Raw genomic sequence first — 16,155 nt, forward strand, 5'->3', positions numbered from 1 at the left:
TCCTGGCGCTCGAACGGGCGCGCCGGCCCCGAGGGCGAGCTCTTCGGTCAAAATCGAATTCCAGCGAAGAACATAGCGAAAATGCCGTCCACGACGATCACCATGAAGATGGATTTGACGACCGAGGCCGTGACCCTGCGCCCAAGAGATTCGGCCGAGCCTTCGACAGCGAGGCCCTCGACCGAGGCGATGAGCCCGATGACGAATCCCATGAACGGCGCCTTGATCATGCCGCTCAGGAACGTGTGCAGGCCGATCGCCTCTGGCAAGAGCGCGATGAAGCTCCGCGGCGTGATGCCGCCATAGATCCAGGCTACGACAATGCCGCCGAAGATCGCCGACATGTCGCCGATGAAGGTCAGAAGGGGGACGCTGATCATGAGCGCGAGAATGCGCGGCGCGATCAGCACGTCCATGGGCTGCATGCCCATGACCTTTAAAGCGTCGATCTCCTCGCGCATCTTCATCGAGCCGAGCTCGGCGGTGATCGCCGAACCCGAGCGGCCCGCCGCCATGATGGAGGTCAGCATGACGCCGAGCTCGCGCAGGATGAGAATGCCGACGAGATCGACGACGAGAATGGTTGCGCCGAAGCGCCGCAATTGGAAAAGGCCCTGTTGAGCGACGATCGCGCCGACCAGAAAATTGATCAGGAAAATGATGGGGACGCCGCGGAGCGCGATCGTCTCCATGTGGGAAAAGAGCGAGGCGGGGCGAAATCGGCTCGGCCGCGCGAGACTCTTGCCGATCGAGGCCACGAATTGGCCGAGGCAATCGACGGCGTTGAGGAGATCGTGTCCCGCGCTCGCCACGCTTTGGCCGACGTCGGCGAGAAGATCGACCGCATAGGATTTACGCTTCCGCGGCGGCGCGTTGAGAGCGCGATACCCCGCCTCCTCGAGAAGGATCCCGAACTCTGGTCTGATCGAGGCGAGCTCCGCCGCGACGCCCCTCGCGCTGAGCTGCTGCCGGGTCCGGTCGATCAGCCAGGCGCCCGCCGTGTCTAGCCGCGCGACGCCGCCGAGATCAAGAATGGCGCGGCGGCCCGCGCCTCCCTCAGTCAGAAGCGCCTTGGCGCCGGCTTCGATCTCGGCGGAGGCGTCGAGGGTCCAGTGGCCGGCGAGGCTGAGCCAAATAGCGTCGCCGGCTCGCCGGCTGGAGAATGTCGGACCGTTCAACGAGCCCATCCTGATCAGGTCCTCAAGATCGCCTTCGAGGCGCGGGATGGAGGCTTTTATGTCGACCTTGCGGCGAAGTCGTGGCGCCGGCCAGCGTTCGGAACTGCGCGGTACGCTCGAAAGAGCAGCGATCACGCAAAATTCATTTGGCCGAGCGACTGTTGCGGCGTCGCCACGCCAGACAAGCAAAATGCGTCTCGGCTCCCGCGATTCAGGAAACGTTCTTGAATCGGCCGGGTAAAACTCGCACCCTCAATACGCGAATTGCGGTTTCGTATGGTCGAGCGTAACGCGTTTAAGAGGTGTTTCGAAGTGAATTCGGGCGGAGCGTCTTGCCCTCGACGGTCAAGCTTGCTTGGGCGGAGGCCGGCCTTCAAAGGCTGGCGGAGCCCGGCTCGTCGCTTCTTCGTCCTTCTCTTTTTTCTCGCCCAGGTTTTCTCTCCCGCCTCGCTGGCGCACGCGCGCTTTACCGTGCCTTCGCCTCTTCTCGCCGCACAATCAGACGCCGCGGCGTCTGGCCAGGAGGCGACGAAATCTGCGGTCCCGTGCCCGCGTCATGCCATCCAACGCGGCGGCTCGAATGGCGACAAACCGCCATGCTGCCCGCAAGATGACTGCTCTTGCTCCCTGACAGGATGCCTCGACGCGGCTGCGATTTTACTGCCTCCTGAGATCGCGCAAGCCGCCTATGCTCCGCGCATGTCGGAGGCCTCCGCCTCATGGCAAGTTTCCCGCAACATTCGCCGGCTCACTGAATTCGTCGGGCAGCCACGGGGACCGCCTTCCTCCATCTGACTCGCAAGCGCCCCGATTCCGGCGGCTCAGCCGGCTCCAGCCATCGTGGGCGACGTCAACATTCAGATCGAGGATCCAACATGTCTCGCAGTTCTTCCATCGCCTTCGCAGGCGCGCTCGCCGCCGCCTTTGCGGGCGCCGCTCCAGCTCACGCGCACACCATCGTCGGCAACCGGGTTTTTCCGGCGACGCTCACGATCGACGATCCCGGCGTCAATGACGAATTGGCTCTTCCGGCCTTCACCTATATGGCCGCGGCCAATTATGATGGAACGCTCGGTTCGCTATCTTATACGTTTGGTTGGGAATATTCGAAAACGATCACGGCCGATCTCGGCATTTCAGTGGGTTCCGGGGGGTTCACCTGGCAAAGGAACCCGCAGGCCGCCGGCTGGGCCAATATCGAGACACAGCTGAAATATGTCTTCTACCAGAACGCGGAACATGAATTCATCATTTCCGGCGCGGTCAATTTCGAATGGGGCCATACGGGCAGTGGCCAAAGCTCCTCTCTCCCCTCCGATCCCTACACGACCGTCACCCCGAAGCTCTATATCGGCAAAGGATTCGGCGACGTCGGAGTAGATTGGGCGAAGCCTTTCGCGATTACCGCCGAGGCGGATTATTCCTTCTCGACGCATCCGATCACCGCGACGCTGCAGCAAGATCCGAATACCGGCATCAATTACATCCAATTGGATCAGACGCCGACGGTTCTGACCTATGGCGCGACGCTGCAATATAGCCTGCTCTACATGAATTCCTATGTTCACGAGGTCCCGGAAATCTTCAGGCGGCTCATTCCGGCCTTTGAAGGTGTGTTCAGCACGCCGGTCTCCAATATTGGCCCCTCGGTCGAAGGGCAATGGACCCACACGACCACGGGCGTGGTCGGCCCGTCGCTCTATTATATTGGGAATTATTTCCAGATTGGCGTGATGGCCCAATTCCCGATCAATCAAGCTAGCGGCAAGCATGTCGGCGCCGCCGCCGTCTTGGATTTCTTCCTCGACGACATCGCTCCAGACACGATCGGCAAGCCTCTCTTCGGCCCGCCTCAGGCGCGGCCCGGCAGAATTTAGGAGCTCGGGCGTCATGCGAAAGATTCTGAAAATTCTCGCCGCCGCGACCGCCGCCTGCCTTCTCGCGGCGACCGCCGCCTTCGCCCACGCCTTTCTCGACACAGCTTCGCCCGGCGTCGGCGCGACCGTGCGCGGCTCGCCGAGCGAGCTAAGGCTCAGCTTCAGCCAGAATATCGTCGCGGCTTTTTCGGGGGTCCAAATCTCGACCGCGAGCGGGCAGGCGGTTTCGGCGGGCAAAGCCGTGCTGGTTGCGCCCAATGTCCTCACCGTTCGGCTCGGCCGCGCGTTGAGCCCCGGGGCCTATGTGGTGAGCTGGCACGTCGTCTCGGTCGACACCCATCCGACGTCGGGCACTTATCAGTTCACGGTCGCGCCCTAGCCGTGGGGCTTCGGCCGGCGCGGCGCGCCAGCCGCGGGCATTGGAGCCGAGGCCCTCGAGCCGCCGTCGCGACGACGGTTCGAGGCGCGATCGAACAGATTCGAATATGCCCCGCTGCAAGGCTCCGGTGCTCGTGCAAGTGAGCGGCGCGGGAGCCTTCTCTCGTCATCAAGATCAAGACCCGCCAGCGCAGAACAAGCGCGAGGAGGAGCAATGTCGATCTTTCAGATCCTCGTCCTCGCTGCTGCGGCGGCGGAAGAGGCGCCGTTCCAGGCCGATATGGGGAGCATGCCGCCGGAGTCGGGCGACGGCTTCATCACGATTTTTCATTTCCTCTTCCTAGCGCGCTGGATTCACTTCGCCGCTGTTTTCATTCTTTTTGGCTCGTCCTTCTTTTGGTTCTACATGGGGCATGAGCGCTCGGAATCGGGTCTTGGCGGATTGCCGCGAGCCCTTCGTGCGACGAAGATCCTGCTTTGCGTGGCGGCGCCGATCGCCGCGATCTCGGGCGTTGCCTGGCTCGCCGGCATTCTGGCCAATATGACGAGCGGTTTCAGCAATGTGGTCGATCTCGAGACCTGGCGCCTCTTCTTCTTCGAGACGCAGTTCGGCCCTGTGTCGATCGTGCGCTTGGCGCTGCTCGCCGCAGCCATCGTGGTCGTCGCGTTGCCTTGGCGCAACCGCGCTTGGTTTTCGGCTCTTCTCCATATCGGGGCGTTTCTGTTGATCACCCAGGCCTGGCTCGGCCATGCCGCAGAGGGCGGCGCGGGCCTTTATGGGACCGTGATGATAACTGCCTATTGCGTTCATGCGCTCGCGGCCGCCGCCTGGGTCGGAGGTCTGCCGCCGCTTTTGTTCGCGCTCGTGGAGCAGCGACGCTTCAACCCTCATGACGCGCGCGATTGGACTCTCGACATTCTTTCGCGCTACTCGCTCATGGCCATGGCGGCGGTGCCGTTGATTGTCCTCAGCGGGATCGCGAACGCCGCCTTTCGCGTCGCCGGCGCCTTCGACAAGCTGTTTTATACCGGCTATGGCGACGTGCTCTTTGCGAAGGTTGGGGTCGTCGCCTTGATGCTGGGTCTCGCCGCTTTCAATCGCTTCGTCGCCATGCCGCGCTTGCGCGCCGCTTCGTTGAAAGGGATGGGGCAGATCAACCGGCTGCGCGTCAGCGTGGCTTGCGAGCTGGCTCTGGGAGCGCTCGTCCTTGCCGTCGCCGCCGTGCTCGGGATCACGCCGCCGCCGCAATGAGCAGGCCGCCGGCCACAATTGCTTCATCCTCGGAGAGCATATCAGCGAGGACGCGGGAGCGCGCGGCGCGCTTGCAACGATAAGGACCGAGGGGTCGGCATGCCTTCAACGCCGCACATAGAAAAGCATTTCCTCGCCTCCGAGCTCGTCCGCGACGTCGTGATCGGGATGGCGGACGGCCTCACCGTTCCTTTCGCTCTCGCGGCCGGGCTTTCGGGAGCCGTCGCCTCGACGCGGATCATCACCACCGCCGGCCTCGCCGAGGTCGCCGCGGGGGCGCTGGCGATGGGGCTCGGCGGCTATCTCGCGGCGCGGACGGATCTCGAGCATTACCGGTCGGAATTCCGACGCGAGAAGACGGAGATCCGGGAGCTGCCCGAAACCGAACGGTCGGAGGTGCGCAAGATCCTGCTCGAATTCGGCCTCGACGCCGAGCAAACCGAGACCGTGACCGCCACGCTGACCCGCGACCCTTCGCGGTGGACGAAGTTCATGATGCGCTTCGAACTTGGCCTCGAGGAGCCGGATCCCGGCCGCGCGTTGGCCAGCGCCGTGACGATCGGGACCGCCTATGTGGTCGGAGGCCTTATTCCACTTCTGCCTTATTTCTGGTCCAAGAGCGTTTCTCAGGCGCTTTTGATCTCGATCGCGACGACTTTGAGCGCGCTTTTCGTTTTTGGCGGCGTCAAAGGCCGATTGACCGGCGTGGCGCCATTGCGTAGCGCGCTTCAAACGGCCATCGTCGGCAGCATCGCCGCCGGCGCGGCTTTCGCTCTAGCCCGTCTCGTCGGGGCCTGAGCCGGCGTCCCCGCGCGAGCGGCCGACGCGATGGGAAGGGCCATGTTCAGCGTCGACCCTTTGATTCTCGGTCTCGCCGTGGCGCTAGGCATAGGTCTTTTGATCGGCGCCGAGCGCGAACGGCGGAAGGAGGAAAGGCGGGCTCCGGCCTCCGCCGGCATTCGCACCTTCGCCCTGGCGTCCCTGGCCGGCGCCCTCAGCATCGTGCTCGGCGGCCAGCTTTTATTCGCGGTCACGCTCGGCGGGGCCTTCGCCCTGGCGAGCTTCGCCTATTGGCGCGGCTTCCGGGACGATCCTGGGCTGACGACGGAAATCGCCCTCGTCGTGACCATTCTTCTCGGCGGACTGACGATGTCGCGCCCGGGCCTCGCCGCCGGCGTCGCCGTCGCTGTCGCCATTGTGCTCGCCGCGCGGACCGCCCTGCACCGATTTGTCAGTTCGGTTCTCGGCGAGGACGAGCTCCATGACGCCTTGACCTTCGCCGCTGCGACGCTGATCGTTCTGCCTTTGCTGCCCGATCGTCCAATGGGGCCTTTGGCCGCTCTCAACCCGCATGCGATCTGGATCCTCGTGATCCTGGTCATGGCCATCGGCGCCTTCGGCCATATCGCCGTCCGCCTCCTCGGCCCTCGCTTCGGCTTGCCCCTCGCAGGCTTGGCGTCGGGCTTCATCTCCAGCGTCGCGACGATCGGGGCGATGGGCGCCCGCGCGGCGGAGGCTCCCGCCCTGCTCTGGCCGGCGGCGGCGGGGGCGGTCCTGTCGACGGTCGCGACCGTCGTGCAAATGGCCTTGCTGCTCGCGGTGGCCAATGTCGCGACCTTGATCGCCTTGGCGGTCCCGCTCGCTTGCGCCGGCGCCGCGGCGATCCTTTACGGCGCGACCTTTGCCGTTTGGGCTCTGCGCGGCGAGACAGGCGCGGTGCGAGAGCGGGGCCGCGCCTTCAGTTTGGCGACGGCTCTCACATTCGCCACCATGCTCGCTGCGATCCTCCTCGGGTCGCGCGCCTTGAGCCAATGGTATGGCGAACGGGGCGTGCTGGCAGCCGCCGCGATGGCGGGATTCGCCGACACGCATTCCGCCGCCATTTCGATCGCGGCCCAGGTCGGCGAGGGGCAAATCGCGGCTGGGGACGCGACGCTCCCTATCTTGGTCGCGCTCTCGACGAATTCGATCACCAAGCTTGCAGCGAGCCTGTTCGGTGGCGGCGGCCTGACCTTCGCGCTCCGGGTCGTTCCGGGATTGATCTTGGTGATTTCGGCGGCTTGGGCGGGCTGGTGGTTCGTCCGCTAAGTCCCGCCCTCCGCCGATCCGGACATATTGCGTCGCCGGCTCGATGCGATCGGGCTCCGACCCGTCGGACGGCGCGTTGATCCCTTCACGGCCTTATGCGAAAGCAAGGCCTTCCTCTGGCCGGCGATTCTTGATCCATGCGCAGCCTCACAGTCGCCGTCGAGCGCTTCCCGATCGCCGGGAAATTCGTCATCGCCCGCGGCGCGAAGACCGAGGCTGTCGTGGTCACCGCGACGATCAAGGACAACGGCGTCAGGGGCCGGGGCGAGTGCACGCCCTATGCGCGCTACGACGAAACGGTCGAAAGCGTGACGTCCCAGATCGAATCGATCCGCACGGACATCGAGGCGGGCGCCGATCGGATGCGGCTTCAGACGCTGCTCGCTCCAGGCGCTGCGCGCAATGCGCTCGATTGCGCCTTATGGGACCTCGAGGCCAAGCGTCGGGGCCTTCGCGCGCATGAACTCGTCGGCGCGGCCCCGCCGGCGCCCGTCGTCACGGCCTTCACCCTTTCGGTCGGTTCGCCCGCCGAAATGGCGGCGGCGGCGGCGGCGGCCCGCGAGCGCCCGCTTTTGAAGGTGAAGCTCGCCGGCGAGGGCGACGTCGTGCGTCTCCGTGCGGTCCGCGCCGCAGCGCCGGACGCTGCCTTGATCGTCGACGCCAATGAATCCTGGCCTGCTGCGGATCTCCAGGCAAATCTCGCTGCTTGCGCTGCCGCAGGCGTTATTTTGGTTGAGCAGCCGCTTCCGGCCGGCGCGGACGCCGCGCTGGGCCAAATCGAGCGTATCGTTCCGATTTGCGCCGATGAGAGCGCGCATGACCGTCACGGCCTCGAAATGTTGCGCGAGCGCTACGATGTCATCAATGTCAAGCTCGACAAAGCGGGCGGGCTGACCGAAGCCTTGGCGATGGCGGAGGAGGCGGAAAATCTCGGATTCGCGATTTTCGCCGGCTGCATGGTGGCGAGCTCTCTGGCCATGGCCCCCGCTCTTCTGATCGCAGCCCGGGCCCGTTTCGTCGACCTCGACGGACCGCTTCTCTTGGCGCGCGACCGGCCCGAAGGACTCGTCTACGACGGCTCCATGATTCTCCCGGCGTCGCCCGCGCTCTGGGGGTGAGGCGGCGTTGACGCCTGGCCACAAGGGCCGCCGGGCGCCGGCGGCCCTGAATGCGCTTCGATTTTTCATAAATGTCGCTCGAAGAAAATCGCGCTGCGCAATCCTGCGCGGCTGCGGCTCCTCCAGTTTGGCGCAATGGAATGGCGTCAAGCTTCTGGTCGGCAAAGGCTGCTGTCACGGCCTGCGCGGCTTGGACGAACTGTAAACGCTCTGGTTGAAGTTTTGGCGAAGTATATATCGTCACGTAATTTTTTCACATGTTGAGCATGTTTTCGCCGCCCATTGTCATAGGCGCGCCGTAGATCATTGATTTAAGACGCTACGTACGGTCGAGTTAGAGCTTGGCGCTTTTACGGCGCCATTGTGGCTCGACCCTTATTACAAGTATTATGTGATAATATATATGTAATACAGTCACATAGTGCTCATATTTATAGATAATATGGAGATACCAAGCAATTATTTAAGTATAAACTTCAATAGTTTATAAGTTTACTAATACTAACGCAAACTAAAATAATATTTTATAAAAATTATTAGGCGTTAGTGAAGATAACTATAGGCTCTTGAAGGAAGGTTATGATGCGAATATCAAGCAACTGGTCTTATACCGGTTCAGTGCCGGTGTTTCTACATTTGGCGCAATGGATCGGCCTCATAGCTCCACTCTTGCTTCTCGTTTCGTCCCACGCGGCCTCGGCGACGCCGATCATTTTCAACCAACCCTTCTCGGCCAAACCCGGCGACGTCATCAGCGTCACTGGAACCGGCTTCGGCTCGGCGCCGCAGGTCTTTTTCAAGTCGGTCCACGAATCCAAAACTGCACAGCTTGCAATCTTGCGCGGGCAGAGCACCGTCGCAGTGTTTCAAGTGCCCGCGACCCAATCCATCGACACTTACGAGTTTTGGATCTCAGACGGCGCGACCTCGAGCGCTCACGCCTACATCAATATGCCGCGCGCCATGCAGTTCAGCGGGCCGGACATCGCTCCCGGCCAATATTTTCGGATCTGGGGCCGAAACCTCTATTTGAACGGCGCAACGCCGCGAATCTACTTCATCGACGTTGCGACCAATTCATGGCTCGCGCCCGTCACGCCGGACTTCACCGGACCCAACGACGCCTATCAGCTCTACTTCAAGGCGCCGAACGGCATAGCCGCCGGAAAGACCTATCAGGTCGTGGTGACCAACACCTTTGGCTCGGCGACCGCCGACAGCACGCTTCTCGGCCACGCCGCCGGAACCGACGCCTACGGCGTGGGGCAAGCCTGGGGGAGCGAATTCATCGCCCAGAACGGACCCGGCTACCAGGCCGGCGTCGCCGGAACCAACGAGAACGACCACCACGTTTATGACGTCACCAGCGATCCGTCCCTGAGCGTCCACGCCAAGGGTGACGGCGTCACCGACGCGACTTGGGCGATCCAGCTCGCGATCAACACCGCCGCCTCGCATGGCGGCGGCCTCGTCTACCTTCCGGCCGGGACCTATCGCCTCGCCTCTCCGATTGGGGTTGGGCTCACCTTGAAATCCGGCGTGATGTTGAGAGGCCACAGCGCCGCCGACACCAAGATCGTCTATGGTCCGACGACGCCGCAAGGCTCCTCCTATCAATTCTTCGCCATCTACTGGCCGCCCGGAACCAGCCTCTCCGGGATCGCCGATCTTTCGCTTCAAAATGTCGACAAGACGAGCCAGGTCGTCGTCAGCACCACCGTCAACCATGGCTCGGTGAGCAAGATCGCCCTTTTGCGCGTCAATTGGGATGAAGGCAGCGGCCAGCCCATTTTCATGCAAGGCGACAGGGTCATGATCCGCGATTGCACGATCACCCAATCGCCTAACAATCAGGTCCCCTATTCCGATGGCGCAAGCGGTTTGGGTCCGATCAATTTCGGGCAAGTGAGCAATCTCTCCTTCCTGAACAATACGGTGTCCTGGTTCAGCGGCCAGAATTTGATGGACGATATGACAAATGTCGTGATCGACGGCAACCATTTCACCCGCAACGCCGACCAGATGGTCGCGACGGCGGCGCAGACGAGCTGGCCCTATGTCACCTGGCCCTGGCCCGGAAAGCCGATCGCCGTCGGCGACGTCATCGAGCGGACGCCCGGCCGGCAGATGAGCATCAATTTCGGCAACAGAATCGTCGTCGAGAACAATATTTTCGACACCGCCGGCGCCGTGATGAAATTCAATTGGGACGACGGGGAGACTTTCCTTAGCGAGGGCGGCGGCGCCTCGCCGAGATCGGACGCTGGGACGGCGACCTCGGCGACCTCGCTGACCATCACGGACGACTCGCGTGGCTCGAGCGGCGCCTGGAACTATAATCCGAATTCGGTCGTGAGCGTCGTCAGCGGTGCGGGCGCAGGACAGATCCGAAATATCGTGTCCAACAACAACAACACATTCACGATCGATCGGTCATGGGACGTTATTCCGTCGTCGGGAGATCATTTCGCAATCGACGTGCCCTCGTTGCAAAATGCTCTTATCACCTACAATAACATGAGTGGCAATCGACGTGGGATCGTCCTGTATACGGGCACCTTTCTAAATACGTCCATCATCGAAAACTCGATGACCGACAATGGCGGTGTCCTGCTGCGCCCAGATCAATATGTAATGAATGGGCCCAATGGCGCCCAATTTCATTTCGGCAGAATGCGCAACATAGAAGTGAATCGCAATAAGCTGACAAATTCTTCCGGCCTATTCGACTCCTATATTTTTCTCAATTTCGCGCTCATTTCGCCGACCACGCTTTGGGGCGCCAGCGTAGACGGCATCGAGATGCGCGGCAATTCCATCGCCGGCTTTTCCGGAACCCCGATCGACGACGCGCCCGCGGATGGATATTTCAACTATGTCGCTTACCACAATCCTAATGCCGATTTTGTCGACCAAGGGGTGAATACGATCGTCGGCACTGTCATGCAAAACAATGTCTGCACGAGTTGCTCGCCAAGCTATACTCTGAGCACGGGCGATCTCGATACGGTCATATGGAACGCGACTTCGACGACGACTTCGGCCGTGGCCGCGACCAGCTTATCTCAACTCATAAGTGACAAACCGATCTGGAAAACAGCGATCGGACCATCGGTCGGCACGGTCGTAGGTCCCTGAAGGCGCATGATCAGCGCGCAATCGAGGGCCAATGCAGGCGAAGGCTGATCCTTCGCCTGCATGTTCCGAGCCGACAGCTTTGACGGCGCGTCGCACATGCAAGCAACCGCCGCGCCGTTCGCGCTTTCGTCGAAACGGGCTCGTCGGATTGAACCTTCAAACCGCTTGCGCGATCGAGCAGTTCAATTCTAAATTGCTTGAAATCGAATTGCTTTGCCGAAAGATGGCGCGATGGCCGACGACGACGCCATGCCGAGGCTCGATCAGCAGCTATGCTTCACGATCTATTCGACCATGCATGCGCTCGGCAAGGCCTATGCGCCGCTCCTGGACGGAATCGGCCTCACTTACCCCCAATATTTGGTCATGCTTGTTCTTTGGGAGGCGGACGACCTCACCGTCAAGGACATAGGCGAACGGCTTCATCTCGATTCCGGCACGCTGACCCCGCTTCTTAAGCGGCTCGAGGCCTTGGGCGTTCTTCACCGAGCGCGAGACGCTAAGGACGAGCGCCAAGTGCGCATCGGGCTTACTGAAAAAGGCCATGCGTTGCGGCGGGAGGCGAAGGCTATCCCCAGTCAAATCGCGCGCGCCATGGGCAGGCCGGCGGAGGACCTCAAGAGCTTGCGCAAGGATCTGCGCCGCCTTCGCAACGCCCTGCTCGGCAAGCGCGCGAAATCCGACGCCAAGGCCTCCGGCGACTGAACTTGCGCAATACGGCCGGAGCATTGGGCGAATAAGGAAATGGCGGCGTCCTATCGCCTCTGCAGCAGGCGGCTGACCACTTTCGAGGTGTAATCGACCATTGGGACGATCCGGGCGTAATTCAGTCGGGTCGGGCCGATAACGCCGAGAACCCCGACGATTCGGTGCTGCTCGTCGTGAAACGGCGCGGCGATCATCGAGGAGCCCGACAGAGAGAAAAGCTTGTTCTCCGAGCCGATGAAAATGCGCACGCCTTCGCCGCCTTCGGCTCGGCTCAGGAGGTCGATCACGTCCTTCTTGGTCTCAAGGTCCGCAAAAAGCAGGCGAATGCGTTCGAGATCTTCGATCGCAGTCAGATCCTGAAGCAGATTGGCCTGGCCTCGCACGATGAGTTGCGGCCCGTGGCCGGCGCATTCCGCCCAACTTGCAAGGCCGGCGTCGACGAGGCGGGTGGTCAATTCTCCGAGTTCCGCCTCGGCGGCTTTATGCGCCGTCTCGATCTCCGCTCTGACCTCGCCCAAGGTGCGGCCTCGGATCCGGGCGTTGAGATAATTGCCGGCTTCGATGAGGGCGGAGGGCGGCAGCCAGGCGGGGATCTGAATGATGCGATTTTCGACGGATCCGTCCTCCGCGACAAGAACGGCGAGCGCGCGCTCCGGCTCGATGCGGACGAATTCGATATGTTTCAGGCGCGAATTTTCCTTGGTCGTGACGACTACGCCCGCGCCGCGGGTGAGCCCCGAGAGCATGAACATGGCGTCGCCGAGCACGCCTTCGATCGGCTGTTCCGGGGACGCGGCTTTCACCTGGGCTTCGATCTGCTCGCGCTCTCCTTGGCTGACGTCGCCGAGCTCCAGCAGGGCGTCGACGAAAAAGCGTAGGCCGAGCTCTGTCGGCAAGCGGCCGGCGCTGGTGTGCGGCGCATAGATCAGGCCGAGTTCCTCGAGATCCTGCATCACATTGCGGACAGAGGCCGGCGACAGCGACATGGGCAACAGCTTGGCGACCTGCCGCGATCCGATGGCGTCTCCGCTCGAAAGATAAGAATCGACGATCTGTCGGAATATTTCGCGCGAGCGGTCGTTGAGGATCGTCACGCTGCCGCCGCTAATGCGCGTGGGGTCGCGCAAATGCTCGATAGGAAGGGCCATACGCCTAACATGGCCGCGCCGACGCCTGGATGCAAGCGCCGCGAAGGCCGCCTCGTTCGGCGGATTTTGGCGTGGCGAGGTCCAGCCCAAGAACGTCAGGCCCGGGAAAGCTATTCCCCTTTCTATTCCGCCGAGGCTCCTGTTGGCGCGCCGGAGCTATTCCTCGCGCCTTTTGAGCGTCGTTCGTCCGAGGCGCTGGGGCCAAACGGTCCCGACGCCTTTCAGGCCCAACGGTTCTGTCTGGGGCGTCAAGCGCCATGCGGAGACCGATCGCCGATCCGAGAAAAGCTCGGCGTCGTCGTTTCGCGCGGCGCTTTCTTTCCAAGCGGGCATTCAGTCGAATGAGCATCCAGAAGTCCGAAAAATTCGATCCTGACCACAGTCGCGGAGAGATTCGCAATAAGGCTCTGCTTCAGGTCGCCATTGCCGAAGCCTTTGCCTGTCTCAGCGCCGGCGCGCCGCAAGAAGCTGTGCTACATCTCGAAAAATCGGCTCATCTCGCCGGCATGAGCGACGTCGGCTGCTATGTCTTCGGCCTGATTTATTTCAACGCCGACGATCAGCGCAACGCGCTCGCCTGGTTCGATCGCGCAATCGCTTTGAATCCCGCCAGTTCTGAGGCGCTCGGCGCGCGCGCGATCGTTCTCCAGCGTCTCGGGCAGCCGCTCGACGCCCTCGAGGCCCTGCAAGACATTCTAAAGCTGTGGCCGCAGGATGTGGACGCCTTGTTCAGCATGGGCGTCATCTTGCAGAGCCTCGGACGCATGCGGGAGGCGCTGGCCGCCTACGAGAGCGCATTGTGCTGGCGGCCTAATCATTTTGAGGCGGCGACGAATCGCGGCGCTCTGCTGGAGCGCTTTGGCCGTTTCGAGGAAGCGCTCGCCTGTTTCGAAAAGATCGCATCGCTCAGGCCGGACGACAGTAGGAACCTGTTCAACAAGGGCTCCGTCCTGCAGAAGCTCGGGCGCCACGAGGAAGCGCTCGCCGCCTATGAAGAAGCCGCGAGATGCGGACCGCCCGACGCCGAGACCGAGCTCAATCGCGGCAATGTTTTGCAAAAGCTCGGGCGCCTGGCGGAGGCCCTCGCCTGCTACGATCGTTCGTCGCAATGCCGGCGCGGCTATCCGCAGGCGCTTTACAACAAGGGCATAGCGCTGCAGGGGCTCGGCCGGCTCGATGAGGCGCTCGCCGCCTATGACGCCGCCTTGGCGCTCGATCCCTCCTATTGCGAGGCTTCTTGCAACCGCGGCAATGTTCTCCACGAGCTTGGCCGTCTCGGCGAGGCTCTCGCCGCTTATAATAACGCCTTGAAGATCCGTCCGGCTTTTTTGCCGGCCCTGGCCAATCGGGCCAATATTTTCTTGCAGTCCGGCCGCGCCGAGGAGGCTCTCGCCTCCTGCGACGAGGCTCTGCGGCATGATCCGAAGCACCCGCAGGCGCTCGGGATTCGCGGCGCCGCGCTGCATAAGCTCGGGCGGCTGGAAGAAGCGCTTTCCACGCTGGATCGGACGCTGCAGCTTCATCCCGCCGCCTCCGACGCGCTGCTCAATCGCGGCAATGTGTTGCAGGAGCTCGATCGCCACCAAGAGGCCGTTGCATCCTATGACGAGGCGCTGCGCCTCACGCCGAATTATCCCGAGGCTTTGTCGAGCCTTGGCGTCGCGCTGAAGGAAGTCGGGCGCATCGACGAGGCTCTGGCCCGCTTCGACGAAGCGCTGGAACGCAAGCCCGCCTATGCGGATGCGCGCAACAACCGCGCCGGCGCGTTGCTTCTCAAAGGAAAGTTGGCGGAAGGTTTCGAGGATTTCGAGAGCCGCTGGAGTAGGTCGAACGCGCCGCCGCAAATGCAGATCTCAGGCGCGCCGCGGTGGAATGGAGAAAGCGTCGCGGGCAAGCGCATTCTGGTGTGGGATGAGCAGGGCCTGGGCGATCTCATCCAGTTCTCGCGCTACTTGCCCCTTCTTGTCGAAGCCGGCGCGGAGGTCACGTTGATTTGCCGCCGCAACATGCGTCGCCTCCTCGGCTCGCTGCGTGGCCCGCCGCGAATGATTGACGCCGTCGACCCGAATGAAAAATTCGATTTTCAATGCGCGCTTTTAAGCCTTCCGCGTGGTTTCAAGACGACGCTCGACACGATACCGGCGCGAACGCCTTATTTGACCGCGGAGCCCGAACTGGTCGCGAAATGGGCCGAGCGAATCGGCGGCGACGGCTTTCGCATCGGCATTTGCTGGCATGGCAACGCGTTCATCAATCTGAAAAGAACGATCCCGCCGTCCCATTTCGCTGCTCTCGCGGCAATCGCGGGCGTGCGGCTCATCAGCCTCATGAAAGACCAGAGCCGCATCGAGATCGAGGTGGAGGGCCGGCCTTGTCCGGTCGAATGTCTGGGAGACGGTTTCGACGCAGGGCCAGACGCATTCATCGACTGCGCCGCAGCGATGGCCGCGCTCGACCTCATCGTCACCTCGGACACGGCGATCGTTCACCTTGCAGGCGCCCTGGGGCGGCCGGTTTTCGCCGCCTTGAAGCAGGTCCCGGATTGGCGTTGGCTCCTGGAGCGCGAGGACTGCCCCTGGTATCCGACAATGCGCCTTTTTCGCCAGACGGAGCGCGACCAATGGAAGCCAGTCTTCGACCGCATCGCTGACGGGGTTGCGGCCCAAATTGCGGGCCAAGGCGAGTGCTTGCCGAAATCAGCGGATTCGGCGGAAGCCGCGTCCCGCGAACGGATAGAAAGCGCGCCGCGCCGGCTCGCCCGGATCACGATCCCGGCCGCCATAGGCGAGCTCGTCGATAAAATCACAATTCTGGAGATTAAGGAGACGCGCGTCTCTGACCCTGCAAAGCTCGCGAATATTCGGCATGAACTCCGTCTCTTGAGGAAGCTCAAGAGCGAAGCCGGCTTCGACGGCGCCGATCTCGCCCGTCTCGAAACGGAGCTCAAGGCAGCGAACGCTTTCCTCTGGAACGTCGAGGATGCGTTGAGGCTCTATGAGGCGCGAGCCGAATTTGGCGAGGATTTCGTCTCGCTGGCGCGACAAGTCTACAAATCGAACGACCTGCGCGCAGGCTTGAAGAAAGAAATCAATCTCCTGTTCAATTCCGAGATCGTCGAAGAGAAATCCTATGCCAATCAAGATTTGAGCGCGCTTCGGAAAAGCTTGGCGAACCGAGCCCATCGCCAGCCGGCTCTGGCGGCGGCGCTGAAGTGACTTCGCCCGCCTTAAACATTTTCCGATCTGAGCGAAGTGATCTGATCGACCGGAA

The 16,155-nt window shown here is 62.2% G+C and carries 11 protein-coding genes; 9 read left to right on the top strand and 2 right to left on the bottom strand.

What is annotated here, in order from left to right:
• Positions 1-47 precede the first annotated feature (47 nt).
• Positions 48-1,187 (bottom strand): MlaE family lipid ABC transporter permease subunit, encoded by a 1,140-nt coding sequence (locus tag METAC_RS0116975; protein WP_026607957.1) that lies wholly within the window; start codon positions 1,185-1,187, stop codon positions 48-50.
• 866 nt (positions 1,188-2,053) lie between these two features.
• On the opposite strand from METAC_RS0116975, the gene METAC_RS0116985 reads away from it, so the two are divergent.
• The 8 genes from METAC_RS0116985 (at position 2,054) to METAC_RS24175 (ending at position 11,734) form a co-directional block, all read left to right on the top strand.
• Positions 2,054-3,055 (top strand): hypothetical protein, encoded by a 1,002-nt coding sequence (locus METAC_RS0116985; RefSeq protein ID WP_026607958.1) that lies wholly within the window; start codon positions 2,054-2,056, stop codon positions 3,053-3,055.
• Between the two features lie 13 nt (positions 3,056-3,068).
• Positions 3,069-3,434 (top strand): copper homeostasis periplasmic binding protein CopC, encoded by a 366-nt coding sequence (gene copC, locus METAC_RS0116990; protein WP_026607959.1) that lies wholly within the window; start codon positions 3,069-3,071, stop codon positions 3,432-3,434.
• A gap of 213 nt (positions 3,435-3,647) precedes the next feature.
• Positions 3,648-4,685, top strand: a complete 1,038-nt coding sequence (locus METAC_RS0116995; RefSeq protein ID WP_026607960.1) for a CopD family protein — start codon at positions 3,648-3,650, stop codon at positions 4,683-4,685.
• Positions 4,686-4,784: 99 nt separating this feature from the next.
• On the top strand, positions 4,785-5,483 hold the full coding sequence (locus tag METAC_RS0117000) for a VIT1/CCC1 transporter family protein (protein WP_026607961.1): 699 nt from the start codon (positions 4,785-4,787) through the stop codon (positions 5,481-5,483).
• Between the two features lie 42 nt (positions 5,484-5,525).
• Positions 5,526-6,773 carry an MgtC/SapB family protein gene (locus METAC_RS0117005; protein WP_051335648.1) on the top strand — a complete coding sequence of 416 codons (1,248 nt, stop codon included), beginning with the start codon at positions 5,526-5,528 and terminating at the stop codon, positions 6,771-6,773.
• Positions 6,774-6,910: 137 nt separating this feature from the next.
• Entirely contained in the window at positions 6,911-7,891 is a 981-nt protein-coding gene (gene dgcA, locus METAC_RS0117010) for an N-acetyl-D-Glu racemase DgcA (protein WP_026607963.1), read from the top strand.
• Positions 7,892-8,470: 579 nt separating this feature from the next.
• The gene (locus METAC_RS0117020) at positions 8,471-11,029 is read left to right on the top strand and encodes a glycosyl hydrolase family 28-related protein (protein WP_198017242.1); all 2,559 of its coding nucleotides are present in this window, start codon (positions 8,471-8,473) and stop codon (positions 11,027-11,029) included.
• Between the two features lie 231 nt (positions 11,030-11,260).
• The gene (locus METAC_RS24175; RefSeq protein ID WP_156898257.1) at positions 11,261-11,734 is read left to right on the top strand and encodes a MarR family winged helix-turn-helix transcriptional regulator; all 474 of its coding nucleotides are present in this window, start codon (positions 11,261-11,263) and stop codon (positions 11,732-11,734) included.
• A gap of 50 nt (positions 11,735-11,784) precedes the next feature.
• Here METAC_RS24175 and hrcA read toward each other — a convergent pair whose 3' ends face one another.
• Positions 11,785-12,885 (bottom strand): heat-inducible transcriptional repressor HrcA, encoded by a 1,101-nt coding sequence (gene hrcA / locus METAC_RS0117030; RefSeq protein WP_026607966.1) that lies wholly within the window; start codon positions 12,883-12,885, stop codon positions 11,785-11,787.
• Between the two features lie 341 nt (positions 12,886-13,226).
• Here hrcA and METAC_RS24180 point away from each other — a divergent pair, with 341 nt between their 5' ends.
• The gene (locus METAC_RS24180; protein WP_084143720.1) at positions 13,227-16,100 is read left to right on the top strand and encodes a DUF6165 family protein; all 2,874 of its coding nucleotides are present in this window, start codon (positions 13,227-13,229) and stop codon (positions 16,098-16,100) included.
• Positions 16,101-16,155: the final 55 nt, after the last annotated feature.

This window comes from Methylocapsa acidiphila B2 (assembly GCF_000427445.1).
Classification (GTDB): domain Bacteria; phylum Pseudomonadota; class Alphaproteobacteria; order Rhizobiales; family Beijerinckiaceae; genus Methylocapsa; species Methylocapsa acidiphila.

Coding starts and splice junctions, on each gene's coding strand:
- METAC_RS0116975 (WP_026607957.1), bottom strand. CDS start 1,187: ATGGGCTCGTTGAACGGTCCGACATTCTCCAGCCGGCGAGCCGGCGAC.
- METAC_RS0116985 (WP_026607958.1), top strand. CDS start 2,054: ATGTCTCGCAGTTCTTCCATCGCCTTCGCAGGCGCGCTCGCCGCCGCC.
- copC (WP_026607959.1), top strand. CDS start 3,069: ATGCGAAAGATTCTGAAAATTCTCGCCGCCGCGACCGCCGCCTGCCTT.
- METAC_RS0116995 (WP_026607960.1), top strand. CDS start 3,648: ATGTCGATCTTTCAGATCCTCGTCCTCGCTGCTGCGGCGGCGGAAGAG.
- METAC_RS0117000 (WP_026607961.1), top strand. CDS start 4,785: ATGCCTTCAACGCCGCACATAGAAAAGCATTTCCTCGCCTCCGAGCTC.
- METAC_RS0117005 (WP_051335648.1), top strand. CDS start 5,526: ATGTTCAGCGTCGACCCTTTGATTCTCGGTCTCGCCGTGGCGCTAGGC.
- dgcA (WP_026607963.1), top strand. CDS start 6,911: ATGCGCAGCCTCACAGTCGCCGTCGAGCGCTTCCCGATCGCCGGGAAA.
- METAC_RS0117020 (WP_198017242.1), top strand. CDS start 8,471: ATGATGCGAATATCAAGCAACTGGTCTTATACCGGTTCAGTGCCGGTG.
- METAC_RS24175 (WP_156898257.1), top strand. CDS start 11,261: ATGGCCGACGACGACGCCATGCCGAGGCTCGATCAGCAGCTATGCTTC.
- hrcA (WP_026607966.1), bottom strand. CDS start 12,885: ATGGCCCTTCCTATCGAGCATTTGCGCGACCCCACGCGCATTAGCGGC.
- METAC_RS24180 (WP_084143720.1), top strand. CDS start 13,227: ATGAGCATCCAGAAGTCCGAAAAATTCGATCCTGACCACAGTCGCGGA.